Annotated in this window: 26 protein-coding genes and 5 pseudogenes; 8 read left to right on the top strand and 23 right to left on the bottom strand. The window is 31.6% G+C overall.

The window, feature by feature from the left end; genetic code table 11:
* Window positions 1–26 precede the first annotated feature (26 nt).
* Both JFT95_RS10620 and JFT95_RS10615 read right to left on the bottom strand, forming a co-directional pair.
* Window positions 27–779 (bottom strand): class I SAM-dependent methyltransferase, encoded by a 753-nt coding sequence (locus JFT95_RS10620; RefSeq protein ID WP_201052188.1) that lies wholly within the window; start codon window positions 777–779, stop codon window positions 27–29.
* Between the two features lie 287 nt (window positions 780–1,066).
* Window positions 1,067–1,405, bottom strand: coding sequence for a winged helix-turn-helix transcriptional regulator (locus JFT95_RS10615; protein ID WP_001047225.1), 339 nt, complete (start codon window positions 1,403–1,405; stop codon window positions 1,067–1,069).
* A 194-nt stretch (window positions 1,406–1,599) separates the two neighbouring features.
* Here JFT95_RS10615 and JFT95_RS10610 point away from each other — a divergent pair, with 194 nt between their 5' ends.
* Window positions 1,600–2,316 carry an SDR family oxidoreductase gene (locus JFT95_RS10610; protein WP_002085411.1) on the top strand — a complete coding sequence of 239 codons (717 nt, stop codon included), beginning with the start codon at window positions 1,600–1,602 and terminating at the stop codon, window positions 2,314–2,316.
* A 195-nt stretch (window positions 2,317–2,511) separates the two neighbouring features.
* On the opposite strand, the pseudogene JFT95_RS10605 reads toward JFT95_RS10610, so the two are convergent.
* The 12 genes and pseudogenes from JFT95_RS10605 to yqeK form a co-directional block, all read right to left on the bottom strand.
* Window positions 2,512–3,222 (bottom strand): annotated as a pseudogene (locus tag JFT95_RS10605) (MerR family transcriptional regulator).
* Between the two features lie 152 nt (window positions 3,223–3,374).
* Window positions 3,375–4,820, bottom strand: coding sequence for a serine hydrolase domain-containing protein (locus JFT95_RS10595; protein WP_201052184.1), 1,446 nt, complete (start codon window positions 4,818–4,820; stop codon window positions 3,375–3,377).
* Window positions 4,820–5,332 carry a DUF1129 domain-containing protein gene (locus JFT95_RS10590; RefSeq protein ID WP_201052183.1) on the bottom strand — a complete coding sequence of 171 codons (513 nt, stop codon included), beginning with the start codon at window positions 5,330–5,332 and terminating at the stop codon, window positions 4,820–4,822. Before JFT95_RS10590 ends, JFT95_RS10595 begins: the two co-directional genes overlap by 1 nt.
* Window positions 5,329–5,670 carry a PadR family transcriptional regulator gene (locus JFT95_RS10585; protein ID WP_002032268.1) on the bottom strand — a complete coding sequence of 114 codons (342 nt, stop codon included), beginning with the start codon at window positions 5,668–5,670 and terminating at the stop codon, window positions 5,329–5,331. The genes JFT95_RS10590 and JFT95_RS10585 overlap by 4 nt, the downstream gene beginning before the upstream one ends.
* A gap of 453 nt (window positions 5,671–6,123) precedes the next feature.
* Window positions 6,124–9,294 carry an ATP-binding cassette domain-containing protein gene (locus JFT95_RS10580; protein WP_201052182.1) on the bottom strand — a complete coding sequence of 1,057 codons (3,171 nt, stop codon included), beginning with the start codon at window positions 9,292–9,294 and terminating at the stop codon, window positions 6,124–6,126.
* A 79-nt stretch (window positions 9,295–9,373) separates the two neighbouring features.
* Window positions 9,374–9,853, bottom strand: coding sequence for an SRPBCC family protein (locus JFT95_RS10575; RefSeq protein ID WP_002127512.1), 480 nt, complete (start codon window positions 9,851–9,853; stop codon window positions 9,374–9,376).
* A 444-nt stretch (window positions 9,854–10,297) separates the two neighbouring features.
* Window positions 10,298–10,861: a class I SAM-dependent methyltransferase gene (locus tag JFT95_RS10570; RefSeq protein ID WP_201052181.1), complete on the bottom strand. Its 564-nt coding sequence runs from the start codon at window positions 10,859–10,861 to the stop codon at window positions 10,298–10,300.
* Window positions 10,862–11,053: 192 nt separating this feature from the next.
* A complete protein-coding gene (locus JFT95_RS10565; protein WP_201052180.1) occupies window positions 11,054–11,902 on the bottom strand; it encodes a GNAT family N-acetyltransferase in 849 nt (282 codons plus the stop codon).
* 27 nt (window positions 11,903–11,929) lie between these two features.
* Window positions 11,930–12,670 (bottom strand): class I SAM-dependent methyltransferase, encoded by a 741-nt coding sequence (locus tag JFT95_RS10560; protein ID WP_201052178.1) that lies wholly within the window; start codon window positions 12,668–12,670, stop codon window positions 11,930–11,932.
* 48 nt (window positions 12,671–12,718) lie between these two features.
* Window positions 12,719–13,429 carry a 5'-methylthioadenosine/S-adenosylhomocysteine nucleosidase gene (gene mtnN, locus JFT95_RS10555; RefSeq protein ID WP_070170172.1) on the bottom strand — a complete coding sequence of 237 codons (711 nt, stop codon included), beginning with the start codon at window positions 13,427–13,429 and terminating at the stop codon, window positions 12,719–12,721.
* 24 nt (window positions 13,430–13,453) lie between these two features.
* Window positions 13,454–14,128 (bottom strand): annotated as a pseudogene (locus tag JFT95_RS10550) (DUF3885 domain-containing protein).
* A gap of 13 nt (window positions 14,129–14,141) precedes the next feature.
* Complete coding sequence (yqeK, locus tag JFT95_RS10545) at window positions 14,142–14,750, bottom strand: bis(5'-nucleosyl)-tetraphosphatase (symmetrical) YqeK (RefSeq protein WP_002016573.1); 609 nt, start codon at window positions 14,748–14,750, stop codon at window positions 14,142–14,144.
* 197 nt (window positions 14,751–14,947) lie between these two features.
* Between yqeK and JFT95_RS10540 the strand changes: the two genes are divergently transcribed.
* From JFT95_RS10540 to JFT95_RS10530, 3 genes and pseudogenes are all read left to right on the top strand, one after another.
* Window positions 14,948–15,643 carry a response regulator transcription factor gene (locus JFT95_RS10540; protein WP_002016575.1) on the top strand — a complete coding sequence of 232 codons (696 nt, stop codon included), beginning with the start codon at window positions 14,948–14,950 and terminating at the stop codon, window positions 15,641–15,643.
* Window positions 15,633–16,789: pseudogene (locus tag JFT95_RS10535) on the top strand (sensor histidine kinase). Before JFT95_RS10540 ends, JFT95_RS10535 begins: the two are co-directional and overlap by 11 nt.
* Before the next feature lie 181 nt (window positions 16,790–16,970).
* Window positions 16,971–17,985: pseudogene (locus tag JFT95_RS10530) on the top strand (D-alanyl-D-alanine carboxypeptidase family protein).
* Between the two features lie 58 nt (window positions 17,986–18,043).
* Here JFT95_RS10530 and JFT95_RS10525 read toward each other — a convergent pair.
* From JFT95_RS10525 to JFT95_RS10510, 4 genes are all read right to left on the bottom strand, one after another.
* Window positions 18,044–18,502 (bottom strand): DinB family protein, encoded by a 459-nt coding sequence (locus tag JFT95_RS10525; RefSeq protein WP_201052176.1) that lies wholly within the window; start codon window positions 18,500–18,502, stop codon window positions 18,044–18,046.
* 70 nt (window positions 18,503–18,572) lie between these two features.
* Window positions 18,573–19,127: a nucleoside/nucleotide kinase family protein gene (locus JFT95_RS10520; RefSeq protein WP_149190530.1), complete on the bottom strand. Its 555-nt coding sequence runs from the start codon at window positions 19,125–19,127 to the stop codon at window positions 18,573–18,575.
* A gap of 46 nt (window positions 19,128–19,173) precedes the next feature.
* A complete protein-coding gene (locus JFT95_RS10515; protein WP_061690209.1) occupies window positions 19,174–19,689 on the bottom strand; it encodes a GNAT family N-acetyltransferase in 516 nt (171 codons plus the stop codon).
* Between the two features lie 124 nt (window positions 19,690–19,813).
* Window positions 19,814–20,170, bottom strand: coding sequence for a hypothetical protein (locus tag JFT95_RS10510; protein ID WP_002032241.1), 357 nt, complete (start codon window positions 20,168–20,170; stop codon window positions 19,814–19,816).
* Window positions 20,171–20,631: 461 nt separating this feature from the next.
* On the opposite strand from JFT95_RS10510, the gene JFT95_RS10505 reads away from it, so the two are divergent.
* A complete protein-coding gene (locus JFT95_RS10505; protein ID WP_187770548.1) occupies window positions 20,632–20,934 on the top strand; it encodes a hypothetical protein in 303 nt (100 codons plus the stop codon).
* A gap of 107 nt (window positions 20,935–21,041) precedes the next feature.
* Here JFT95_RS10505 and JFT95_RS10500 read toward each other — a convergent pair whose 3' ends face one another.
* The gene (locus tag JFT95_RS10500; protein WP_002127497.1) at window positions 21,042–21,422 is read right to left on the bottom strand and encodes a hypothetical protein; all 381 of its coding nucleotides are present in this window, start codon (window positions 21,420–21,422) and stop codon (window positions 21,042–21,044) included.
* 164 nt (window positions 21,423–21,586) lie between these two features.
* A complete protein-coding gene (locus JFT95_RS10495; RefSeq protein WP_016101959.1) occupies window positions 21,587–21,757 on the bottom strand; it encodes a hypothetical protein in 171 nt (56 codons plus the stop codon).
* A 329-nt stretch (window positions 21,758–22,086) separates the two neighbouring features.
* Here JFT95_RS10495 and JFT95_RS10490 point away from each other — a divergent pair, with 329 nt between their 5' ends.
* Both JFT95_RS10490 and JFT95_RS30120 read left to right on the top strand, forming a co-directional pair.
* Entirely contained in the window at window positions 22,087–22,455 is a 369-nt protein-coding gene (locus JFT95_RS10490; protein ID WP_002189674.1) for an FtsB family cell division protein, read from the top strand.
* 197 nt (window positions 22,456–22,652) lie between these two features.
* Window positions 22,653–22,709, top strand: a pseudogene (locus JFT95_RS30120) (exosporium leader peptide-containing protein); the annotation flags it as partial.
* Between the two features lie 17 nt (window positions 22,710–22,726).
* Here JFT95_RS30120 and JFT95_RS29880 read toward each other — a convergent pair.
* Together JFT95_RS29880 and JFT95_RS29540 are read right to left on the bottom strand one after the other, a co-directional pair.
* Window positions 22,727–22,966 (bottom strand): hypothetical protein, encoded by a 240-nt coding sequence (locus tag JFT95_RS29880; RefSeq protein WP_274606777.1) that lies wholly within the window; start codon window positions 22,964–22,966, stop codon window positions 22,727–22,729.
* 45 nt (window positions 22,967–23,011) lie between these two features.
* Window positions 23,012–23,227: a hypothetical protein gene (locus tag JFT95_RS29540; protein ID WP_002085442.1), complete on the bottom strand. Its 216-nt coding sequence runs from the start codon at window positions 23,225–23,227 to the stop codon at window positions 23,012–23,014.
* Window positions 23,228–23,544: 317 nt separating this feature from the next.
* Here JFT95_RS29540 and JFT95_RS10480 point away from each other — a divergent pair, with 317 nt between their 5' ends.
* On the top strand, window positions 23,545–23,742 hold the full coding sequence (locus tag JFT95_RS10480; protein WP_201052173.1) for a hypothetical protein: 198 nt from the start codon (window positions 23,545–23,547) through the stop codon (window positions 23,740–23,742).
* 443 nt (window positions 23,743–24,185) lie between these two features.
* Here JFT95_RS10480 and JFT95_RS10475 read toward each other — a convergent pair whose 3' ends face one another.
* Complete coding sequence (locus JFT95_RS10475; protein ID WP_201052171.1) at window positions 24,186–26,126, bottom strand: AMP-binding protein; 1,941 nt, start codon at window positions 26,124–26,126, stop codon at window positions 24,186–24,188.
* Window positions 26,127–26,140: the final 14 nt, after the last annotated feature.

The following is a 26,140-nucleotide window of genomic DNA, read 5'->3' as shown; positions in this document are numbered from 1 at the left end:
AAAATCAGCTTTTACGTTAAAATACACTATGATTTAACAGCAATAATCATAAACCTTTTTGAATTCGTACGAATACCTTTTTTGGAACTATTAGCGTCAATGAACTTTTGTAAAATATTAAAGTCCTCTTCTTTTTCTCCAAATCTAGGAATAATAGGCGTATGTTTTAATAAGAAAATAAGATCCTCAGGAGTACTGTAATAATCAGTAACATCATATTCACGTACTTGTACGAGTTCAAATCCTGCACTAATAAGTTCACCCATATAATTATCTTTTAACGTACCATCTCTTTCACCTAAACATTGCCCTCTACCAAATGCTTCTTTAAGATTTAATTTATCATGTTCGCTAACTTGTTGTGTTAAGAAAAAAGCACCTTTTTTCATTACTTTTGCCAATTCAGGTGCTACAAACGGCGCATGACAACTTGAAGTAATATCAAAATGAGCATGCGGAAACGTTAAAAATTCCGAATCCATTTGAAGAAATTCAACATTTTGTACACCTGCTTTATTCAAATTGGAATGTGATGTTTTGATCATTCCTTTAGAATTATCTATTCCAATCAGTAATGCAGCTGAAGATGCTATTTTTAATATATTCTCTCCTCCACCTGTGCCAACATCAAGTAGAATATCTGATGGTTTACATCTTTCTTGCACTTCGCCATAAAAGTCCCAAGTGTCACCTACAGTTTCACACTTTAGCTTACTAAAGTCCCACCCATTTAATCGTCCCACTTTATCATAAAAACTTTTATACTCTAATTCATTCATGTTATTATTTCCCCTTTGTAAAAATGCATTAACTGTTTAGATGATTCTCGAAATAGACTCATAGTTGATATTATCGTGAAAGGGCCTACGTCTTCTTTTATATCTGCTACGCATTTTTTCAGCCCCGAACAACTAGTTACTTCGAACGATACAGCATTTCATCTATATCACCTCATCTGGAAGATTGCATATATAATAACCTATAACACTATTTAATTATATATTATAAAATAAAAATTATTAAAACGATATGTTTCGACAAATCCTATTTAGTTTACATAATAATATTATAGTTTGTTTTTATCGATATATTCTAAATGTCCTCTTCCCCAACCACACATACTATCCAAAACAATACTGACTGTTTTTCCATGCTCAGTTAAGCTATATTCCACTTTAGGTGGTATTTCTTGATAAATTTCGCGTTTTATTAGTTGATCGTGCTCTAATTCACGAAGCTGCTTCGCTAATGTCCCTTGAGATATATCTGGTATTAGTCGCTTTAATTCACCAAACCGTTTCGTTCCATCTGTTAGCAAAATAAATAAAATAAGTGGTTTCCATTTCCCACCGATTATTTGTAATGTCGCTATTACTCCTTTTAATTTCGGTTCCTCTAAATTCATTTTCCTCACCACTCCCTCAAATCATAAATTATAATGAATAATTTATGATTTTATGTATCCATATAACAAGCAATTAGTACGAAATTTGCGACTATGTACATATAAAGTGCGTACTTTTCACTTGCAATCTTTTAGCGAATAATAAAAGCATAGCAGTTTTATTTTAAAGTTTTTATTAAAGGAGGGGCTAAAATATGTCTATTACTACATTAAAAGATACTCGTATCGTTATCATTGGTGGAAGCTCTGGTATTGGATTAGTAACAGCAAAACAAGCAATCGAACAAGGCGCACATGTTATTATTGCAGGACGCTCGGAAGAAAAATTAAAAATTTCTCGAGAATTAATAAATAACAACCATCTTCAAACTTATGTATTGGATAATCAAAATAAAGAGCAATTACAAGATTTTTTCAAGACAGTTGGGAATTTTGATCATTTATTCACACCGGGAGCCTCTTACACACTTGGACCAATAACCGCTACAGAGGAAATTGCTGAAAGCAGCTTTATCGGAAAGTTTTGGCCACAATATTACGCCGTAAAATATGCAATTCCTTTTCTTTCAAAATCTGGATCTATCGTGTTAATGTCCGGTGCATTTAGTCAAAGACCACTTAAAGGTGCACCTGCTTATGGCGCTTGTAATGGTGCTATTGAAAGCTTAGGGAAAGCTTTAGCTGTTGAATTAGCTCCTATTAGAGTTAATGTTGTTTCTCCTGGAACGATACGAAGAGAGAATGAACAAAATGAGAAAAGACTAGCTGCTTATGAAGATTATAAATCTCTTTCTCTTGTACAGAGACCTGGGTATAATGATGAAATTGCACATACTGTCCTGTATTTAATGCAAAATGGTTTTACTACAGGTAATGTATTATTTCCTGATGGAGGATACACATATCATTAATTTAAGATTCAACTGTAAATTATCTTGAAGGTTTTTATTTAAACACAATTTCCAGTAGGTATAAAATTTTTAAACTGCCTCCACTTATTTTCGTAATTTAAAATTTAGTTGATGAATCAAACCGACAAGCCCTTTAGCTATACATTTTTGAGCACAAATAAGTAAAAAAAGGCATAGCTAAAGGGCTTTTTTTACTTATTTGTTAATTGGATAACAAACCTCTGTAACCCACTTATTAGGATCTGATTCCATCGCTGGACTAACGTGATAAATATTAAACATCGGTCCGGCTAACTCATAACCTTCCGTTTCAATCCATTTTGCTGCCGCCTCATTTACAGCTGTCATTTGTTCATAACTTCCGTTAACTGTTATTGAAGCTACATAGGATGGATCTATCTTTTTGAAATTAACATCTTTTGTATTTTCATGCTCCCCTAAAATATTTATCTGTATTTCTACATCCACATCATTTTCCTTATATTCTTGATCATGGAATGTAGCAATACTATAACTCGGATTAGCTATACTAATATTTTTAACATTAATTTCTTGCATCAATATACTCCATAAATCCCCTTCGCAATTATACGATGGAATAACCTTTCTAACACTTGCTACATTTCTTTCTGGAATTTCTTTTAATGAAACATGATAGTTCATTTCAATAACATCCTCTCTCATCGTTTTCATTGAGTCTTCGAGGAGACGTAATTATTTTTTGAGATCGTCCATATCTTTTAACCCTTGAATTTGATTTACTTTCTTTAATTGAGCTGCTGAATAATATCGATAACCACTTTGCTCATCGACTTTTACTGGTTGTAATAATTCCACTTTATCGTAATGTCTCAACATACGTATGCTAATGGAAGAAAGTTTTGAAAAATCTCCTATTTTGAACATTAGTTCCTCCTATTTATTACAATTATTCGAAGCTCAACTTAAGCTTAAACAATGACATTATTGTGTGAGAGTCAACTATTTATAACAGTTTAAACGATTATTTAATGTATTATATTTATATAATTAAAAGCTCTTACGACTTATTTACCAATTCACTTTTTAACGCGATCGATATATATTGATATTAATCCATTTACATTCAATAAAGTAACTATAATACTAATGAGCAACGCTACATCTGCAGAAAACATTTTAATCGTCTGCCACGGTGAATTTGTACTATAAATAAGAAGTGGAATTAAAGTAATAGATAATATTAGAAATAAACTCCCTAGAAAAAGCCAGGTCATTTTTTTACAAATTTTCTTACGTTTATACTTTATTATTAACATAATTGCTGTAATAAAAAGTGCGAATATTAATATTGACATAACAATTTGAACTATTGGTATATTTTTTGGTATATCAACCGGTTCTTCACCATTCAAAATATTTATAATCCCTTTTTTAAATTCTGGTAGTGATGCTTCTTCTAAAACATGATTTTTATTCATTAAAATCACAACACCCCAGCCAGTTTCATTTAAAATAAATATTTCTGCATGTGAATCAGGAGTTGAGCCTGAATGCCAAACCATCTTTTCGTTTCCATTTATATTTGTTGTCCTCAGTCCAAAACCATAATATTTCGCTGAATCTATTTTATATAATGGAGATAAATAAAGATCCATACTATCTTTATTTAAAAATTGTGTATGCTCTTGGTGATTCAAAAACTTAATGAATTGAATCATATCTTCTAGATTTGCTGTAATATATCCATATGGTGTCCCACCATTATCATACGACACCGTACTTTTTCTTGGTATTCCAAACCATGATTGATAACCTGTTAAATAACCCTTTTTATAAGACTCTTCACTATTTGCTGCTGCACCATTCATTCTTAATGGCTGAAAAATTTGCTTCTCCATATAAGTAGAGTATGTCTCTTTTGAAACTTCCTCAATAAGCGCACCAAGAACGAGATAATTTGCATTACTATATTGATATTTTTGTCCTGGGGGAGCAGTTAATGTTACATTCGACAGTTTCATTACATTTTCTTTTATAGCCGTAGTAGTCTTTGATTGCTTATCTGATAATGCTAAACCTTCATAGGTACTCATTCCACTTGAATGTGTTAGTAGCTGTTGGATTGTTATATTTGAGGCCGATTGATTATCTTTTACTTTAAACCAAGGAAGATGTTGTTGAACTGAATCCTCTAATTTTATTTTTTTATCTTCTATTAACTTGACTATAGCTAAAGCTGTTAAAGATTTACTTATTGAGCCAATCGCAAATGGGGTTTTACTAGTTACCTTTTTTTCAGACTCCCCAGTAATCCCCCATGTTTTTGTAAAGAATACATCTTTATGATGTACAATTGCAACGGAACCTCCAGGAATGTTCTGTTCCTTTATAAATTTTTCAATATACTTATCTAATGTAACTTTAATATTTTGCTGAGCATAAACTTTTGGATGTACGATACATAATATTAATACATTACAAAGAATACAAATTTGAAATAGTTTATAGATAGTTTTCTTCATTATACTTTAGATAGCTTTCTTTTTTTATAACTTACTAGGCTAATAAATACTAATATAGAGAGCGTAAAACTAAACATTATTAATACATAGTTCCACCATTGATTCTCTGCTATACGATATAAAAGATTATAATTAAATGTATTTTTGCTATTAGTTCCGTTAAATGATTCAGTTAAAAATAGTGAAAGTGTAGTTTGTGAGATGAGGTAAGTAATAACTGCGATGAATATGCCATCTAAGATAAATGTGCTCGAATTTCCCTTTTCATTTTGAAGTTGTCTCATTTTAACTTGTAGGTCAATTTCATTTATTTCTAAAAAATCTTGAACAAATAATTGAGGCGTACCTAGATCATTTATACTATCCTCCCCATTTTCACGACATTCTTGAATATGCTCTAAAATTTGTTGTTTAATATTTTCCCTTTCTTCTAAGCTGATATCGTATTGCTTTAATTCCTTAAGTACGTCAGTTAAAAATTGATTTTCTTTACCGTTTAATTCATTCCTCATTTCAGAAGGTCTCCTTTCAAACCACTTTTTAATAATGTTTGAATATCAGATTGTAATTCTAACCACTCATTAATTTTCTTCTCAAGACGTATTTTCCCGTTTTCATTAATTTCATAATAGATTCTAACTTTACCACTGTCTGTTACTTCTTGATAAGTATTTACCCACTCTTGATTTTTTAACTTAGTTAAAATAGGGTAAATACTTCCTACTCCTTTCAATTTTAAATTGTGTACTTCAAGTTCTTTCATAATTTCATAACCATAACTTTTCTTTTTCGACAAAATAGATAACACACACATTTCTAAATGACCTTTAATTAAACTTGTTTTGTCCATAGGATAAATTTAACAGAAATATATACTTCATTCAAGTATATATTTCTGTTAAATTTAAAAATTCTAATAATTATACAATCACTAAAAAAGTAGCATATTCCTTTTGTTATATCCAAATAACCTAAATTATTATCCCCAAAAAACATTTTTATACATCAATAATTATATAATAAATGATCATAATTAACGATTTAAAACTAACTCTCACAGATAAATGTATTTACATCTTAGAAAGACTAACAAAACTTAAACATAAATGCCAACCTGTAATACTTTTCAGTTTAAAATTTAAGAATAATTTATATTGGTATTACAAATAGATTTTTCTTGCTCTATTATCTATCTACCTTAACACGTTTAAAGAAACTCTTCTTCAACATAAAAACTCATTTGCAGATTATTGCAAATGAGTTTTTAATCCCTAACTGACCACTATTTTTTATTCTTCTTAATTTAATTATTTTTCTCAAGACATTCATAAACTGCCATCATTTCTCGCTTATTCAACTCACGAATTCGATTAAATATTAGAATGTCTGCAACATCCTCAGTTCGTAAGCTTTCATCCACAACATCACTAACTTTTCCAGTTAACCATGTTTGTACATCTATGCCATCAACAATTTCTTTAAGCCCTTCATCATTAATACCACTTGCATTACAAGTAATACATGGAATTGTTAATTTAAACACGCCATCATGTAGATTATCCTCGGTTATAACTTTTTTTCCGTTACAGAATGGACATGGGTTGCTTTTTTTAATTTTATTAATTTGGGTAACTAATTTTTTATAACCAAATGCTTCATACACATATGTTAATTTTTTATATTTTCCATTTGTGAAATACTTATCTATGATAGTTTCTCTTGTTTCATTGATATTTTGGAAATCACAAATAGTCACCTTATTATTATTGCTGATTGATTCGATATTACCTTTAATTTGGCTCCAGAATGGTAAAACATTTTGTAACACCATTTCATAGTTTGAAAAGCTTGCTTGTTCTAATTCAAACATTTTCAGTGCAACTTGTGTTTTCCTAGGCAGTAAAGAGACATCTTCTGTCATAATCATATTGTCACCTACGATAGATTTCAATTTGATGAGTACAGGTAAATCTCCTACAATTTTTATTATTTCATTAAGCGGCTGATTGATAATTTCACGAATATCTGTATCTCCAAATTTAAGCGATTTTTGGTGATTTAATACAGTTGCCTCACAAATTGGACATGTCATCATTTCTTTAGAAGTCTTAATATCTTCTTTAATAGCTGCTTTTGAAATAACAATATATCCGCCAATAATTGTATTAAATCCTACCCATGTTCTACGTGTCTTTCCTTTCTTATCATAAAAGGACTTATCAAAATAGCCGTACCAAAATGTATGTTTTTCTTCCTCAGACATATCATTATAGCTCTTTGACAAATCATGACCAAGCTCATTTTTAATTTCTTCAAATAGAAATTCTATTTTTTCATATTGATAAAATTTTAATACTTTCATGATTTCCGGATCGAATAGACCATCCCAAAATGGAACATTTTTATCTTGAATTGTAATTTCTTTATCAAAAACTTCAATTTGAAGACGTCCCGAACATGATGGGCAATGATTATCCTGAGAATAGAAATCGAAGCTTCTCGTATCTTTATTAGTCGGATGAGCAGCTACAATATGATTGATCAATCCACCAATTTCATATAAGAAACTATATTGACTATACAGATGTCTTTCGAGATCAATAGCAACTACAGGTGCAATTGTATCAGATTCGTATTCACCGTAAATTAAACGAGCCATTGATGATAAGCTTTTTAATATGCCACCCTTATAGATGTTTTCTGCATTTTTAAAATAATCAATATGATTTTCTTCTAAGTAATTAATTCCATTTTTTTGATTCAGTGTTGAAGAAATATGTATTTGCTCAGCATTATTCACACTGCTTTTTTGACGATAATAATCATCATGATTTACTACATCAAGATGCTCTATAGATTCAAGCTGTCTTTTTCCAAAATCGACAATATAATCAGAACTTTCTAGCATGTAACTGTTATGCTCAATCATTATGATAGAGACTGATTCATCTTGTAATATCCCTCTAACACTATCTATAAATTGATTTAAAATATTTTGCGATAAACCTTTTGAAGGCTCATCAAAAATAAACAATGTATGTGGATTTCTTGTTTTTGCAAATAACTCAGAAACTAAATGAACACATTGAAACTCACCCGTTGATAATGTTTGTGTTTTTCGTTCTAATGTTAAATAGCCCAGTCCTAATTTGATTAGTAGGCTCAAGCGTTTATACGCAATATCTTCGTTTGGAATTTCATCAATAATATCCTCAATTGAGCGCTCAAAAATATCATCAATTTCTTCACTATACTTTGTCAGTTTCTTTTTAATATCCAAGAAAGTTGCTACAGTTGATCGACTTGTAATCGATTGGTTTCGATCTTGCCCTACCATAACTAATTTATCTTTTGGATATCGTTTCAAGAAATCTGTAGCTAAACACTCATTGACAAGTGTAGATTTCCCGCATCCAGACTCTCCTGTAACAGTTACAAGTCTATTTTTAGGAATCTGAAACTCAGTCATTTGGATATTTCGGCAATATAATTCATGGAATGTATAATATTCTGTTGGCATTTTGTAATTTCGTTCCGATAGTATTGGCTTTGGCCTTGGTGATTCTTTTACGATTTTCCCACCATATTTTCCACTACCAGGTCCGAAGAACATTTGCTCATCCGTTGTATCCAGTACTGTATCTGAATGATCAATGAGCCAAATTTGATTTTTGTACCCTAATCTTTCGATCTCTTCTAATATTTGTAATAATGTTTCGTGATCAAGCCCCACGGAAATCTCATCAATAATAATTACAGCATTTTCACTTACTGCCATGAATTCAGCTAAGTAAAGTCGTGTTAATTCTCCACCTGACAACGTACCCATAATTCGATTTAATGTTAAATAACCAATGTTCATATTGATAATATTTTGCAGTATATGTTGTTTTGCTTCACTAATATTTAATTCTTCTGCTAGTGAAAGAATAGATTCAACACTTAAATCGTTAATATCCGAAATTGTATGTGATTCAGCAAATAACTCAATAGTACGTTGTTCAACTTCTTCACTATAACGTTTCCCCTTACATTTTTTACACTCAATATTTTTAGTAGTACCACGCCCTTTACAGCCAGCACACCAACCTAATTGATTATTAAATGAAAAGACTTCAGGAGAAAGATTAAATTCTTCCGCTAGTTTTTCACGAATCTCTTTAAAAACACCTGTATGAGTACCAATCGTCGAACGCGGATTGGAAGAAATTGATGATTTTCCTAAAAAAAGTACTAAAGGCATTTCCTCCATCTTAATGGCACTAAAATTAGTTTCCATAATATTAGGAAATAAATATTGATATTCAGCCTTTGGCAATAAGGAAACTAGACGCTTCTTTGATTCTTCACCAATTGTTTGACAAAGAGTTGTTTTTCCAGATCCAGATAAACCAGCAATACCAAGTGATTTATTAAATGGAATAACAGTATCAAGTTTATTTATGTTATTAGCAATTAATTGATTTACTTTCATATTAACCTCTATTCTTATTTTTCCACAAAATCATTTTTACAATATAATAATTACATAATGAATATTACCTATTATACAATTACCCTCTCACTTCTTGAATCTTATCCTTGTATTTTTCGAACCATTGTTGCCATTCGTTTTTAGAAAATTCCTTCTCTTCCTCTTCTAAAACTGAAGAAAAAAGGTCAAGACAAATATGCCAACCAGCTATATCTTTTGGTGTATGATCAGTTAATTCATGAATGTATTCTTTAAGTAGTAAAAGAGAACCATTTTCCTCTTTATGTATTTCAAATCGGACACGATCTTTATCCCATGTGAATTCAAGTACTGAATTTAGTTGGCACTCTAAAATATCAATATTTAAAAATGAACCATCCATCATGTCAAACTTTATAATTCCACCTGTTTTAAGGTTTTCAATCTGTAAATTAGACATCCATTTTTTAAGCTTGCTGTTTTCAGTTAAAACAGACCAAACTTCCTCTATTGTATTGGGAAATTGGCGTTCAAATTTTATAATATAGCCATCAGTTTGTTTCTCTATTTGAGCTAACATATTTATTTCCTCCTACTCTTGTATAGAATGTATGTTCCTGTTTTATTTTACACGAATTTATGTATAAAAGAAATCTCTATGGCAATGAAATATTAATTTAATGTGTGAATGGTATCTTGAACATTGATTGATTTATCATATATTCTCTCCATGTGTTTATTACAATAGGCGTACCTCAACATTTCCGCAAAAAAATTCAACATGAGAAAACGTTGATTTATTTACTTTATATGATATTTCCATTAAATATTTAAAAGCAATTTCCTTTAAGATAAATGGTGTTAATAAGAGCTAATATAGTATTCAAATCAAGTTATGTATGTTCAAAATCACTTATTATGTATGTCTAATTCCTTGCTAAACGTAGGTTTACAAAACAAATAAAAAAAGCCGCATTTGCGACTCATGAACTGATAGAACTAACACCTATTCTAGGTGAATGACTTACCTTTTAATCGCGTCAGCAATTAGCGATGGAAAACCAAGTTTATCGCCTCGATTTCTAGAATCATACCTTTTCGAACGGAAAATAACACCATCGTTTGCATCCCATTCATTGTAATAAAATTGACCATTTTCATCACAATGTTCAAGTAAAACTACCTCTAATCCAGCGGTTTCAAACATTTTCGTTAATGTTTTATAATTATGAACGATTTTATGACTTGCAGCTGGGTGGTCTTTCGGGCCAGGTCCGCCTATTTGAACTATATTTTGGTAGGTTTCATCTCGGAAAAATGCATCTGGGACTCCGCACCGAATATGACCTGATGGCTTTAAAAATTTATAACAAATTTCAGCTGCTTTTACACCTTCTTCAAAAGTAAGATGTTCCCATACATGCTCTGCTAAAATAGCTGAAATGGAATTGTATTCAAATCTTTCTTCCCAAGTGGTATTGTCTAGTAAATTAAGTTCATCTTCTTGCGTTTGAACCCAACCTGGATTATTATTAAATACTCCAGCTCCGACTACTACTTTAATTTCGTCTTGCTTAATTGCCATCACTTTCACCTCATAAATCTTTTAATGTATTAATATATTCTATGTTTACTATACATTTTCCTTTTTCAACTAAAGTGCCAGTTAGCTCAATAAGATAGGTAACAAAACTTCTGTTGTTTTTACTTATCCTCCCACATACAGCAAAAACGTTTATAGTGCAAAATAAAAAGCGAAAAGAATAATTCCTTCCGCTTTTTATAGCAATAAATACATTTCATATTGTGCTAAAGAATTCTTTTCAAATCCAGATTTCTTTAAAAACCCTTCCAGTAAATTGTTGTTTGGAAACCCAATTGATAAACTTGATAACTTTAATTCTTCACTTGCTACCTGTAATAATTTCGTCCCAACACCAATATTTCTATAGTCTTTGTCTATGAAAATAAAACTAATTTTACCTTGTTCATTTATACATACAGTACCTTTTAGATCATTATCGAAATATGCACCGTAAAATGTATGATTTGTTTTTTCGATATAATTAATATCATTTTGCCAATTTATATGGAAGTTTAACCATTTCTGAATCTCAACTTTAAATGTTGGAAATTCTAATTGTTTTACTTCAATATTTTTATTACCTTTATTCATTATTTTAGTTAAATCATTTAAATTATAATAAGAAAGATCATATACTTTTTCATAACCTAATTTGTTATAAAAATGAATCGCCCGATCGTTTCCTACAATAACTTCAAGAAAAAGCTGCTTACATTTATTTTGTGTCGCTTCTTCTTTATGTAACTCAAATAACTTTTGACTTACACCAATGCCTCGAAATTCTGGATGAACAGCTAATGTTCCGCAGCGCATTGTTTTTATACTTTCATATACCTTAATACCACCAAGTATTACACCAACAGATTTGTCACCGTCTAACGCAATAAAGGAGTGTTCTAGCATATTCCCTTCTGGTCCAAAAAATCTTTTTATAAAGTCTTCTTTTGAAACATCCATTTTAATAATATAATCTGAAAATCCGTCCTTAAAAGCTTTATACACTAAATCTATACTTACTTCACTACATCTTTTGTATTGAATCATATAAGTATAATCCCCCGCTTTGACTTGTTATAAACTGCATTCAAATACATGAAATGAATTACCTTCACCATATCCATCTTTTATTTCATGAACAACAATTTGACTAAACCCATTAGTAATAAGTATATTTTCAAATTCTTTTAAATCATATAGTCTTATAGGAAAATCCATAATCTCAGTTTCTTTTATTTTCTCATCATGAATGATTTCATATTTCAGTATAATATTTAGAAGTTTTTGCGCCTTATCATATGAAACTTTTCTATACTCAACAATTAATTCATTGTTAATTTCTTTTCTATTTGTCTCTATCCAATCTAAAATTTGTTCTGTCTCACTTCCACCTTGTACAATTGTCAGAAGTAATTTGCCATTTTCCTTTAAGTTGTTTTTCATATTTTGAAGACTATTGTCTACTAAATTATTTGGTAAAAGTGAAAATGAACCGATAGGAATCATAATAAGATCGTATTTTTTATCACTATAATATTCTTCTATTCTTCCTTGTGACACAACCGGTTTTAAGTTTAATTTTTCTGCTTTATCTTTACAAACTTTAAGCATATCTTTCGAAATATCGAACCCTTCTATATTCACACCATTTTGCATAAAGGGAATTAACATTCTACCATTTCCGCACATTGGTTCTAACACATGTATATTTTTATCTTTTGCAAAAGAAAGATAAAAATCCAATTCTTTTCCGGCTGCAATTGATTTATCACTTTCATATATCTTTGTACAAAGTTCTCCATAATACGTATGCAATTATAATTCACCTCTTAATTTGAAATGAGCGGGATATTCCCCCTCTTGTTATCTATTGTTAACTACAGTAATCTCATAAACACGTAAAAAAGTAATTAAATGCTCACACGCTCGTTCACATGCTAACATTTTAAAAACCTTTTGTTCTTCTTTCGTTTTGTCATTCGCTTGATCTGAGGCAGCTTTTAAACATAGAAATGGTTTTTTATTTATATGACATACATAAGCAAATGCTGCCACTTCTTGATCAACGGCTAAAGCACCGTATACAGTATGCAGTAAATACCTCATTTCTGAACTTCGAATACGCTGATCTCCAGATAGAAATGTACCAAAATGGACCGGGTCATACGAACGCAATTTCTTCATTCGTTTTACGAGTGATTTAGTTGTTTCAATAGGTGCTGTTCTACCATCATATAGATTAAAACTATCTTCTCCTGAACCAGCCGCTGTAACATCATGCTGCAAAGTATTAAGAGCTACAACGATGTGTCCATTTTTCACCTTATCTGATAAACTCCCGCAAATCCCTGTCATAAATAACTGGTCTGGCTGGAATTCACTTATTAATAGTTGTACACAACTAGCACAACTTACTTTACCGACACCAGTTACAACTGAAATAACTTCTAATTCATTAATAGAATGAAAATGAAATTCCCAAGCTGCTATTTTTTCTACACGCTCACTTGGATAATGTTGATGCAAATACGTAAGCTCTGGTTCCCATGCAGATACAATTGCGATCCTTTTCATTACACACTTCACTTCCTCCTATTTTCATGTAAATAAGTCATCTATACTCTCTCGTTCATATTCTGGTATCCACTCTTTATACTTCTCATATAAATCCCGTATCTTTTCTTTATTCTTCGCAATTACTTAACATCCTCTATCACCATAAATAAACATGATAATATCCTTTGTTACATTTATAAAAAATAAATCTGGATATGAAATTTCTTTTTTTCGCCCTAGACGTGGACGTAGGTCAGGGAAATCTTCATGATTAGCTGCTTGAATAAGCGGTTCATATTTAATATCTTCAGCAAGACATTTTAAAGAAAATTGATATGTACAATATAAGTCAGCTTCTTCATCTTCAAATAGAAAAGGTAATGTTCCTTGTTTAATATGAAACTTTAAACCGCTCTTTTTAATAAATCTATTGTATACATTTATTTTCTGCAGATTTTTTATATTTTCCTGTTTAAATCGATAAACATTTGTGATTAAAAAGACGGTATCTTCTTTTGAAAATATATCTTTAAATAGATTTTTATTATACCTATATAGTTGTGTGGAATATTTCATATTATACGTGTTACCATCTTCTTTGAATTGATATTTATCTTTCCCAAAATCAAAATGAAGATGATTTTCCCACTGAGAGTATATGTACGGTACTAACGTAACTCCTGGAAATGTTTGATTCATATATTCTTTAAATTGCATTTTCATACCCTTTCTACTCTACAATTTCTTTTAAATGCCAATATGCTTCTTCTAGCCACGGATGTATGACTTTTAATGTATCTTTTCTTTCCCACAAATATGAAATATATACAAAAGCAGCATGTTCCAAAGATTTTTCCAATCCTTTTTTTACCTCAATTAAATATGACGGTGTCCCTATTTGATCCCATTCTAATTTATCAGCAATAAATAATACTAAATCCATCTTTGTTGCATGTTTATGCAACGTAGTGTGGCAACAGATAGCATTTAAAACTTCTTTATCTTCTACTTTAAATACCTCTTTTGCAATTACTCTCGATAATTTTTGGTGAATAATCATTGGGAATTCTCGTTCTTCTTGTAATATTTCTATGCCAAATTCTTCAGCAACTGCAATCCGCTCCTCATTCGGAAAGATTGCACTAATATCATGTAAACACCCTGCAATCGCTGCTTTTTCTTCATCTTCATAAAATATTTTCGCAATTTTTCTCGCCTCATTTGCCACACGAATTGAATGTTTATATGTAAATTCTTTATTGTATTTTAATAGAAAAGCTTTAATATCATTTTCTATTTTTCCAGTTGGAGTAAATGAATATATATCATTATATAACATAGCAAGTCCCCTTATAACTATCTTTCAGTATAATGTGGAGTTTAAATATCCTTCTTACTTTTATATTCGTTATGAATGTTTTAATTCCTTTTTAATACGATACATGAAATTTTATGTAGAAACATTACTACAAAATACATAAATGTTTGATATTATAGTAATGTTGATTAATTGTAAGGAAAGGAACTAACTATAAAATGAATAAAAACATATTAATTATTGATGATGATAAAGATATTGTAGAATTACTGGCTGTTTATTTACGAAATGAAGGCTATAACATTTATAAAGCTTATGATGGTGATGAAGCATTACAAATGATATGTACATATGAAGTTGACCTTATGCTTTTAGATATTATGATGCCAAAACGAAACGGATTGGAAGTTTGTCAAGAAGTGCGTGAAAATAATACTGTACCTATCCTTATGCTTAGTGCAAAGGCTGAAGATATGGATAAAATTTTAGGACTTATGACCGGCGCAGATGATTATATGATTAAACCGTTTAATCCACTAGAATTAGTGGCTAGAGTGAAAGCTTTATTACGAAGATCCTCTTTCCAAAATGCTACTTCCCAAAAGAATGAAGATGGTATTATTCGAATTCGTTCTGTTGAAATACATAAACATAATCATACTGTTAAAGTAAATGGAGAATATATTAAACTCACCTCTATCGAATTTGATATTTTATATTTACTAGCGAGTAATACTGGAAGAGTATTTAGCTCTGAAGAGATATTCGAACGAGTTTGGAATGAAGACGGTTATGGTTCTAATAAAACGGTAATGGTCCATATTAGTAATTTACGCGATAAACTTGAAACCGTAATGAATGGTGAAAAACTAATTCATACGGTTTGGGGAGTAGGATATAAAATTGAGAAATGAAGCATTTGATATATTAAAAGATATACCAAAGTGGAAGCTTATTTTTTGGCTTTTATTAGCTATCACTCTTACACCAATTACCGAATTAATTATATTTCGCCTCGTAACGAGTGTAATTGAGAGTTCACTTACTCTAAGCGAACTAGGAAAAGAATTCATTAGAATTTTTGGCCATGAAAAATATATTGGATTAAAAGAGTCTTTATGGATGATGATTGTATCTTATTTGTTTTTATTTTCTATTTTCTCATCCTATTTATACATTTTTTATCGTCATGAAAGAAAGGTTTACTATGAAACTTGTATAAAAAAATGATTGAAGAGATTCGGTATATTGCAAGTGGAAACTTTAATCATAAAGTTTCCATCGTACACCATAATTATTTAGAAGAACTGGCAACTGGGGTCAATCAAATTATTGAGCAATTAAAAGTTTCGATTGATGAAGAAAGACAGGCAGAACAAGCAAAAAGCGAACTTATTACAAATGTATCACATGACTTACGAACCCCTCTTACATCTATAGTTGGATACGTAAATTTAATCCATCATGATAATTATAGAGATGAAGTAGAATTACGATACTATATTCAAGTCATTTACGATAAAGTAACCCGTCTTAATGCATTAATGAATGACTTGTTTGAATATACACGTGTTCAAAATAAAGAGTTAAGTTTATATTCTGCTCCCATTGATATTGTAGAATTGCTTGGACAATTAACTGTCCAATTTCGGATACAGCTTCAAGAAGCTAATATTGAATGTCGCCCTTCTTTCCCATCTCAAAAGCTAATGGTACTAGCTGATGGGGATAAATTAGTACGTGTGTTTGAAAATCTAATCATAAACGCTATTACTTATGGAAATGATGGAGATCATATTGATATTACCGCTTACGAAAGCAATAACATGATTACAATTGATATAACAAATTACGGACAACCTATCCCTAGTACTGATTTACCTCATATTTTTGAACGTTTTTATCGTGTTGAAAAATCACGTTCAACAAACACTGGTGGATCTGGGCTCGGATTAGCAATTGCAAAAAGTATTGTTGAATTGCATAAAGGAACAATTGAAGTATATAGCGATGATAAAAAAACAACTTTCACTGTAAAATTACTCCCTTATAAAGCTTAATACCACATATTTATAGGTTCAATTTTTTATCATATAAGAAATTGAACCTTTTATATTCCATCAATATCCAAAATTTAATAATACTTTATAATTCTTTAGAAATTCTTTACCTTTTCTTTCTTCCTAATTAAGCATTCCTTTTTACAATAATATTATTGATGTAATAGTAGGAGGATCGCTAATGCAATTCTTGAAAAAAATAACAGTTTTATTATTATCTTTTCTTATTACTGCACTTATCGTTTTATATTTTTATCTTTATGTAAATGGTCCAATTATTCAAGCTAAATCAGCTATTTTAATAGATACTAATTCTGGTGAGATTGTTTATAAAAAAATGAAGAAACTCCTATACAATCAGCTACTTTATCTAAATTAATGACAGAGTATATCGCACTGGAACAACTGAATGAAGGAAAAATACAGTTAGATGAATTAGTAAAAATAAGTAACGAAGTTTTCCGAGCAGAAACGAGTCCTATACAAGTAACTTCGAAAGATAAAACGACGGTTCGTGATTTACTTCATGCATTGTTTTTGACAGGGAATAATCGTTCCGCACTTGCCCTTGCAGAACACATTGCTGGAAACGAAGATAACTTTACACTTTTAATGAATGACAAAGCAAAACAACTAAAGTTATCACAACCATCCCCGTTTCTAAATGCTACTGGAATTAATAACGATACCAATAAACAATCAACTACAACATCGATAGACGTCGCTAAACTAGCAACACAATTAGTAAAAGACTTTCCAGATGTATTGAATGTTACGAAACTAACCTCTTACCAATTTACCTTCAAAGATTCAAAAGTTTTCAATACAAATAAAATGATATATTCCCTTAATAAAAACATTAAACTCCAAGGTGTTGACGGCTTACAAACTAGTTTTTCAACTAATGGTAATTATAGTTTTGTCAGTACAGCCACACGAGGAGATACTAGACTTATTTCAGTAATATTAGACGCCGGTGATGAAAACAGTACTTTTATTGAAACAAAAAAGTTACTTCAGTACGGTTTTGATCCTTCCTCGTACTCTGCACTCCAAGCTTTTAAAGATGCTGTTACATCTTGGACAATATTGTTTCAGTTTAAAAATTTAATCATACAAACGATTATGATCTTTTTCATCATTACAATCTTAATGTTTTTATATATACGTCAAAAAAAGCCGAGGATTTTAATTAAGAAATCTTCTTATATATAAAAACCGACTTGCGTTTACACTGCAAGTCGGTTTTTAAATCTACAATCCTCTTCCAATTAAATTTGCTGAAACAGGCTGAAGATTTAGTTCTCTCGCCCATATAGATATCTGACCAATATGATGAATTTCATGTACAATTACATGCCTTAAAACTTCACCGTATTTATATGTTTTATCTGTCCATGAAGCTTTTAATATCTTATATTCTAGGTCACCAGACCATATTTGCAAAAACTCTTCTAATTCTCGTCGATATAAATCAGATAGCGCTTTTACTTTTTGGATTGATTGATAATCTTTAAACTGTGGTTCGTTATCCTCTTTTTCTTGAAGTGCACTAATCCAGCTATACTCAACATCTACAATATGGAAAAGTGTTTCTAAAATACTCCCAACACCTCCAACACGTTTGCGAAGCAATTCTTCCTCTGTAAGTTGTTCACACCATTTAAACCAATCATCTCTTACTTGCCAATTGTAATAAAATAGCGTTTTCAAATTGAAGCACCCCACTTTTTTATATAGCCATAAATGTTCCATTCGTATATGATTCATTTTTCAATCAACTTTACAAAATCACATTTCTTCTACTGAATTCCTCTACTATTTGCACAACTATTTCATTTACACATAAAGATCCATCCAAAACGATATCTGAATTCGGCTTTACTGTATTAATCGCCTCTAAATACGCTTTTCTCGCATGTGTTATATAGTGTTTTAGATCATTATGTATTTCACTAATTTTATCTTCTGTAAAGTCACGCAAAATCCTCCTAGCCATCGCAATATCTAAAGGGGTGTCAATAAATATAGTTATATCTATTAATTCCCGCATTTCACTATTTAAGTAAGCAAAGGGATAATCTACTATAATATAATCTAAACTACTATCTTGTATAGAACGCTGAATATCATTCATTAGCGGTGTAAGTACCCATTCATCGTAATTAGCTCCATCATCAATCCATTTACAAATATCTGCGGGACAGTTATCAAATTTATATCTATCAAAATATAGAGCCTTTGAGTTTTTCAACTCATGAGCTAAACTTTCTGTAATGGTAGTTTTACCGCCCCCTGAAACAGCTGCAATTGAAATTATTTTTGTTTTTTTATTCACGATTCCCACCAAACCCCTTTTGTTAACATAATATAATTATAAAACACTATTTTTTATTGTTCCATTCATATTCTAACATACTCATTTCCCATAAATTCCAATACGTTTCTCCTACTTTTTTTGACTCTCTTAATAAACCTTCTTTTACAAAACCTATTTTTTCGTAACAAGAAATAGCTGACTTATTAAAGTCATAAACACCAAGAGTTACTCTATGTAGTTTTAATTCTTCAAAAGCAATACGAAGTACGGCTTTCATCATATGTTTCCCTATAGAACGCCCTCTCATTTTCGTATTACCAACTAGCACTTTTCCAATTCTAGCAGACTTATTTATATTATCTATTTGTCCAAGAGAAATATGACCAATAACTGCTTTAGTCTCTTCATCTATTATTTTGAATGCCAGTGTGTTTGCACTTTCTGTATATTTCTCTAATTGCTGTTCATTTAAAGGATATGTGAATGCATTTCCCGACCATTGTATTAAAAATTCTTCGGAATTAATCCAATTTATTAATTGTTTGAAATCAGTTCTTGTAAATTGTTTCAGCTTGATCACTCTCATTCTCCTTTCACACAACCTTTTATACACCTTCAAATTTATTTCTATATGAAAAATATATTCCCTTTTAAACAAAATAAAAAGCCATTCATAAGAATGGCTTAGCATCAATAAAGCATAATTAATCTTTATTTGCTACGTCAACACCGTTAAAATCAAACTCATCAGTAACAGTTGTAGCAGGTGGTAAAATTGCTTCAATTTTACAAAGAGATATAATTGCTGCAACTGAACCAGGAATAGCAGCTAGCTTAACAACATCGCAAGTTACCGAAGAAACAGTACCTATATAAGTACGTCCTTCAGTGTTAATTCGCACTGTTTTATTAATTAATTTTTTAAGCTCATCTCTAATTCCTTGTACACAAGAGCTGTCACATTTCTCATTCTTTTCCTTTTTACACTCTTCAAAAATGTCCCAACAATCATCATGCTTACACGTACATTTCTTTCTACAATTATTAAATCGAGAACCCAAAACCTCACCCCCTAATCCTTTCTACTAGTAGAGTATGTCCAATAGCTTAAAAGTGTACGAGACAAAAGCATAGAAACAAAAAAACAAACACTTGTACTAAACCTTCTTATTTATACTTTTAATAAGCCGGCTCCTTGAATAGGGACCACCTTTTCCTATTACTTCACATATACATAGGCTTTGTTCGCAGTGATATGGTGTATTTTTCCTTTACCATTGTGAAATATACATTCAGAAAAGCGTACTCCAAAATAAGATATTATTTAAAATCTTAACGTTTCCTTCAACAAGTGTTTGTTGATTAATATCATAACCAGTAGTTCTCTCAACTATCTCTTGAAAATTAGCATATTTTGTATGAATTCTATATCTAGTAGAAAGCACTCTATCATATAAAGATAAAATAATAGGTTAATAAACAAGCCATTCTTTTACTAAAACATAGAATAGTATGAATCCTATTGAAGGGAGGTATAAAAGAATGTCCTGGAAAAATGATTGCTGGAGTTCTAAGAAAAAGCATTGTTGTGATGACTGGTGGAAATCTAAAGAAAAGAATCATTGTGATGATGATTGGAGTTCTAAGGAAAAGCATTGTAATGATGATTGGTGGACATCTAAAGAAAAGAATCATTGTGATAATGATTGGAGTTCTAAACGAAATAAGTGTCGTTGTAAATGTTTCTTTATTTGTTGTCATTGTAAAAGAAAAAATTGGTAACATTTTCAATATCGACTTAAAAGAGAGAACATGTCTTTTGTGACCGATAAATACTAGAATGTAATATACAAAAAGCTGACTAAGTATAGTCAGCTTTTTGTCAATGAACACGTCGAGATTTATTTTAATATAGTTCTTATTAGAAAAGGATTATTTTATATAGATTACTATAAGCATCCATAAAGCCAAGGCGCCAATGATAGCGAGCGCTATACGTGTAGATAGTACCCTTAATTCAAAGTCTGTTTTCTTGGAGGGTTCAGGATATGCAATTATGTAGATTCCCTTTAATAATGCAAGCCATGCAATAACCGTTAGGAACCCCTGCCAGTTGAATACCCATACATTATGTAGGATTACACTACCTAACCCTAAGAAAATCGATAGAAAACCATACATAATACCAAATCCTCTGTCTTCAACCACTAATTTTTTCAATTCACGTAGTACCGATGGACGTACGAAAAGTATTCCCGATACGATAACCGTTATCCATCCCCAAAACAATCCTAAAAAAGTACTAGTTTCCATTATTAGTTCACTCCCCTCAATTATTTATATTTCAGATATTCCCCCCTTTAGAACAATTCCAACATCTTTATATAGGCTAAATTCTGCTCTTTTTTAATACAAACATGGCATATTCTATGCCCATCCTTAATCATCTCATTTCTCTACAAAATGAAATTTTTATATCATTCTTCATCATCATCTATCCGAATCAACCGAAGTCGCTTTGTACTATTACCGCACACTTTTTCATAGCTTGGAGCTAACATGCACCAACGCCAATATAATGATTTATTCGCCTTTTCACTAACCTCTAAAATTGTCCCCTCTGTAATAAAATGATCACCTTGATACAATGTATACTCGCTTGTCCCATGGAATCATCATTATTCCCCTCCCTATTAAAATAGCGTTTTTGTTTCAAATAATGCTCTCATTAATTTGGACGCATTTACCAGTATATTTACCAAAAAATTCATGATATCGTTAACTAGTCGAGTACGTCATTACTTGACGATTACCCTTAGGAGCCCCGCAGACAATCGGGGTTCCTTTTATTTAAATAAGGATTTTGTTTAAACTTTACAAAACTCACCTAGATTAAACTATCTTCTAAAATTCCCATTGAACATTTATAATACTTTTAAACAGTTTAAATTCTACAATCAGTAATGGAGGCATTTTAATGGGAAACATCCCAAAAATATCATCACAACAATCAAATCCTAAGATACCCTCACAGCAAGTGAACGCTAACACCAAACAAGGTAATAATAAAAAAACAAGACGCCGTATTATAACTACTTTAGCTTTTATATTACCTATAATTTTTGTCCTTCAATATTCTCTTAATAACCAGCAAGAAATGATTAAAGAAAAACAAATCACGGTTAATACGGAGCAACAAAAATTATCTTCTTTAAAGAAGGATGGTCATACCCTTAAAAATGATGTTAAAGTTTTAACAGGTAGTGAAGAAGAAGTTTTAAAATTCGCAAGGAAGCTGTATGGATTTTCCAAACCGAATGAAACTATATTTCAAATAACTGAGTAAAATTACACTGTATTATCCAAAAGGCGATATGAAGATAATCGCCTTTTTATATTTAATTTCTAAAGTAATCATACTAATCTCTCTTTCTATCAAATAACTATTTTGTTTAATTTATTAAAACACAGCCACTTGTCCATTTCACTTTGCTCTATCATTACATTTACTATTAGTAATACGATTTTTAGAGGTGATATATAATGGACGAGTTTTTATCTTTTGCTGCACTTAATCCGGGTTCTATTGGACCTACACTTCCACCTGCTCCACCCTTTCAATTCCCTACCGGTCCTACTGGTCCTACTGGTTCTACTGGATCAACCGGTTCTACTGGACCAACTGGACCAACCGGACCAACTGGACCAACCGGACCAACCGGACCAACCGGACCAACCGGACCAACCGGACCAACCGGACCAACCGGACCAACTGGTTCTACCGGATCAACCGGACCAACCGGATTTAATCTTCCTACTGGGCCTGCATCTATTACCTTGACTTCTAACGAAACCACAGCATGTGTATCCACTCAAGGAAATAATACTTTATTTTTTTCGGGTCAAGTATTAGTAAACGGTAGTCCTACTCCAGGAGTAGTGGTCAGTTTTTCATTTAGTAACCCTTCTCTTGCTTTCATGGTTCCTCTTGCGGTCATTACCAATGCTTCAGGTAACTTTACCGCTGTATTTCTAGCCGCTAATGGGCCTGGAACAGTAACCGTTACTGCTTCACTTCTTGATTCTCCTGGAACAATGGCTAGCGTCACTATTACCATTGTGAATTGTCCGTAACGGTTTTATTTTTAAGGACTAAGCAATATCTAATAAGATGAGCACTGATTTACAGTGCTCTTTTTTATCATTGGGATGTTCCTTTCAAATGAAATTTCGTAACACCCTACTAAAATAACGCTTTTATTAAGAACTAATGATCTTTATATTTCTTAAGCTTGTCAGCACAAGTAATTTTTATAATTAGTTAAATTCTCAATATAGTTTGTGTATATAATTCCATTCAAAGATACATAATACCCACGTAACTATTTAAAAATACTTTGTTTTTATATCTAAGTTCAAAAAGGAGCTACATAACATGGATAAAAAAGATTTATTAAGTCAACAACTTGATTCTGTGTCATTAGATACGCTGAATACCCCTAGTAAGGCCCAAGAACAACTGCAAGAAACCTCTCAGGAGGCACATAATTCAAACAAAAAGGACAGTACTCAAGCTTTACATGGCGAAGATTTACCAATTTCAGATGTATATAGAACAACGAACAAACAGTAAATTTAAAAGGGAAAAAATCTTAAGAACGAGTGAACTTAATTCTTTTCCCTTTTCCTATTTAAATAACACTTTTATATGAAACCCGTACACATTTTTGACACATCCACTATCACAATCTCCTGAAAATTCGTGATAATATTAATTTGTCGGATACGCCAAATTTCGACATTGAACGACAATAATATCTCCCTTATTGAATCCCTGTCCCCCAGGGATTTCTCCTTTTATTCATTACTTTTTTCTTCACTAAATTTTCATTCTTAACAAAATTCAATCACTCCATTGAATAGACAGCTATAGTATCCTATTTTGATAAAAACTAAAAACAAACAGATATACTTAACACTAATAGTAGATTTTTTAACTTCAAATTTACTTTTTCTCTCTTATCTTTTTGTAAACATTAAAAATGAGCTCTATTTACATAGAGCTCATTCGTAATTTTATAGTTTGCTAGACTGTAACCCCTGAATAAACGGAACTACTTCAGGATTTACAAGTGACGATAAATCTCCTAATTCTTTTCCTAAGTAAGCAGCTTTTATGACACGTCGCATTACTTTAGAATTTCGTGTTTTTGGTAAATCTTCTACAAGGTGGATGTCTTTTGGACATAAAGCTTTACCAATATGAGAGTTTACTAAACTCATTAATTCTTTCTTTAATTCTCCTGAGAATGTTACACCATCTCGTAATACAACAAAACAATGACAAACTTCTCCTTTTACATCATCCGGTACACCAACTGCCGCTGCTTCTATTACATCATTATGTTTCACAAGAATAGATTCATATTCAGCAGGACCAATACGTTTCCCTGCAATATTTAGCGTATCGTCTGAACGTCCTGTGATGATGTATTGCTCACCGTCATAAATGACCCAGTCCCCATGAACCCATTTATTTTCAAAACGTGACCAGTATGTGTTCACATAACGTTCATCATCTTCCCAGAAACTTTTCGTCATACCAACCCACGGTTTTTCTAAACATAGTTCTCCGACTTCATCACGAATCGGTTTACCTTGATTATCAAGTACAACTGCTGCCATTCCTGGTAAAGATGCGTTAAAACTAATCGGTGCAATTGGCTTTATAAGAACATTACCGAAAATCCCACCAGAAATTTCAGTTCCACCTGAGTAGTTACAGATCGGGACCTTTCCTTTTCCAACTGTTTCAAACAGCCACATCCACGGATCTGGATTCCAAGGTTCTCCTGTTGATGCGAATACTTCTAAACTCTTTAACGAGTGTTTATTTACATATTCATCACCTTTTGCCATTAATGCACGGATTAACGTTGGCGAAATACCGAGATGAGTAATTTCATATTTATCAACTGTCTCCCATAAGCGATCTGCTTCTGGGAAGTCTGGAACACCTTCGTACATAACCATTGTTGCGCCATTAATTAAAGAGCCGAATAGTAAAAATGGTCCCATCATCCAGCCCATATCAGTTACCCATAATACTCGGTCGCCTTGTTTTATATTCATTCCAAATCCTGCATCAAATGCAGATTTTAGCGGGAAACCAGCATGTGTGTGTACTGTCCCCTTCGGCTTACCAGTCGTTCCAGATGTATATATAAGCATTAATGGATCATCACTGTTCATTTCTTCAGCATGTATAAATGGTTTTTCTTTTTCTAACGTACTCCATGAAAAATCATAATTATGCGGTGTAAAATCATTTCCTGCATGACGAACAATTACCACCTTTTCAACAGTTGGACAATGTTCACAAGCTTTATCTACTTCATCTTTTAATGAAACAATTTTCCCACGGCGTGAAAAGCCATCTGCGGTAATAACCATTTTTGAACCAGCTGCTTGTACACGTGTCATTACTGCATCAGCAGCAAAACCTGAGAATATTGGTGAAATAATCGCTCCAATTTTCATTACCGCTAACATAGCAACAACTGTTTCAGGAATCATTGGCATGTAAATTGTTACACGATCACCTTTTTTAATACCAGCATGTTTCAAACCGTTGGCAACACGGCTTACCCAGCTGTCAAGCTCTTCATATGTAAATGATTTCGAAGTTCCGTTTTCCCCTTCATACATAAGTGCTGCTTGTGTTTTCGTTTTATCGTCTGCAAGCCAGCGAGATAAAGCAGATTCTACAACGTTACAAGTTCCCTCAGTATACCACTGTGCAAACGGTGTACCATTTTCTAAATCTAACACTTCTGTATATGGTTTCATCCACTGATAGCCAACTGCTCTCTCAGCTTCTCCCCAAAACCAAGCTGTTTCTTCAATTGACTTATTATAAAAAGCTTCGTAATCTTCATAGCCTAATGATTTCATCCAACCAAATAAACGCGTTTTTTCTTTATATTCTTCTGTTGGAAACCAAACTGCTTGTTTCATGTTTTCCCCTCCTT

This window comes from Bacillus sp. TH17, assembly GCF_016651125.1.
GTDB lineage: Bacteria > Bacillota > Bacilli > Bacillales > Bacillaceae_G > Bacillus_A > Bacillus_A mycoides.
This window is presented reverse-complemented; position numbering and strand designations above follow the sequence as displayed.

Coding starts and splice junctions, on each gene's coding strand:
- JFT95_RS10620 (WP_201052188.1), bottom strand. CDS start 779: ATGAATGAATTAGAGTATAAAAGTTTTTATGATAAAGTGGGACGATTA.
- JFT95_RS10615 (WP_001047225.1), bottom strand. CDS start 1,405: ATGAATTTAGAGGAACCGAAATTAAAAGGAGTAATAGCGACATTACAA.
- JFT95_RS10610 (WP_002085411.1), top strand. CDS start 1,600: ATGTCTATTACTACATTAAAAGATACTCGTATCGTTATCATTGGTGGA.
- JFT95_RS10595 (WP_201052184.1), bottom strand. CDS start 4,820: ATGAAGAAAACTATCTATAAACTATTTCAAATTTGTATTCTTTGTAAT.
- JFT95_RS10590 (WP_201052183.1), bottom strand. CDS start 5,332: ATGAGGAATGAATTAAACGGTAAAGAAAATCAATTTTTAACTGACGTA.
- JFT95_RS10585 (WP_002032268.1), bottom strand. CDS start 5,670: ATGGACAAAACAAGTTTAATTAAAGGTCATTTAGAAATGTGTGTGTTA.
- JFT95_RS10580 (WP_201052182.1), bottom strand. CDS start 9,294: ATGAAAGTAAATCAATTAATTGCTAATAACATAAATAAACTTGATACT.
- JFT95_RS10575 (WP_002127512.1), bottom strand. CDS start 9,853: ATGTTAGCTCAAATAGAGAAACAAACTGATGGCTATATTATAAAATTT.
- JFT95_RS10565 (WP_201052180.1), bottom strand. CDS start 11,902: ATGATTCAATACAAAAGATGTAGTGAAGTAAGTATAGATTTAGTGTAT.
- mtnN (WP_070170172.1), bottom strand. CDS start 13,429: ATGAAAAGGATCGCAATTGTATCTGCATGGGAACCAGAGCTTACGTAT.
- yqeK (WP_002016573.1), bottom strand. CDS start 14,750: ATGTTATATAATGATATATATTCATTTACTCCAACTGGAAAAATAGAA.
- JFT95_RS10540 (WP_002016575.1), top strand. CDS start 14,948: ATGAATAAAAACATATTAATTATTGATGATGATAAAGATATTGTAGAA.
- JFT95_RS10500 (WP_002127497.1), bottom strand. CDS start 21,422: ATGGAAACTAGTACTTTTTTAGGATTGTTTTGGGGATGGATAACGGTT.
- JFT95_RS10490 (WP_002189674.1), top strand. CDS start 22,087: ATGGGAAACATCCCAAAAATATCATCACAACAATCAAATCCTAAGATA.
- JFT95_RS29540 (WP_002085442.1), bottom strand. CDS start 23,227: ATGGTAATAGTGACGCTAGCCATTGTTCCAGGAGAATCAAGAAGTGAA.
- JFT95_RS10480 (WP_201052173.1), top strand. CDS start 23,545: ATGGATAAAAAAGATTTATTAAGTCAACAACTTGATTCTGTGTCATTA.
- JFT95_RS10475 (WP_201052171.1), bottom strand. CDS start 26,126: ATGAAACAAGCAGTTTGGTTTCCAACAGAAGAATATAAAGAAAAAACG.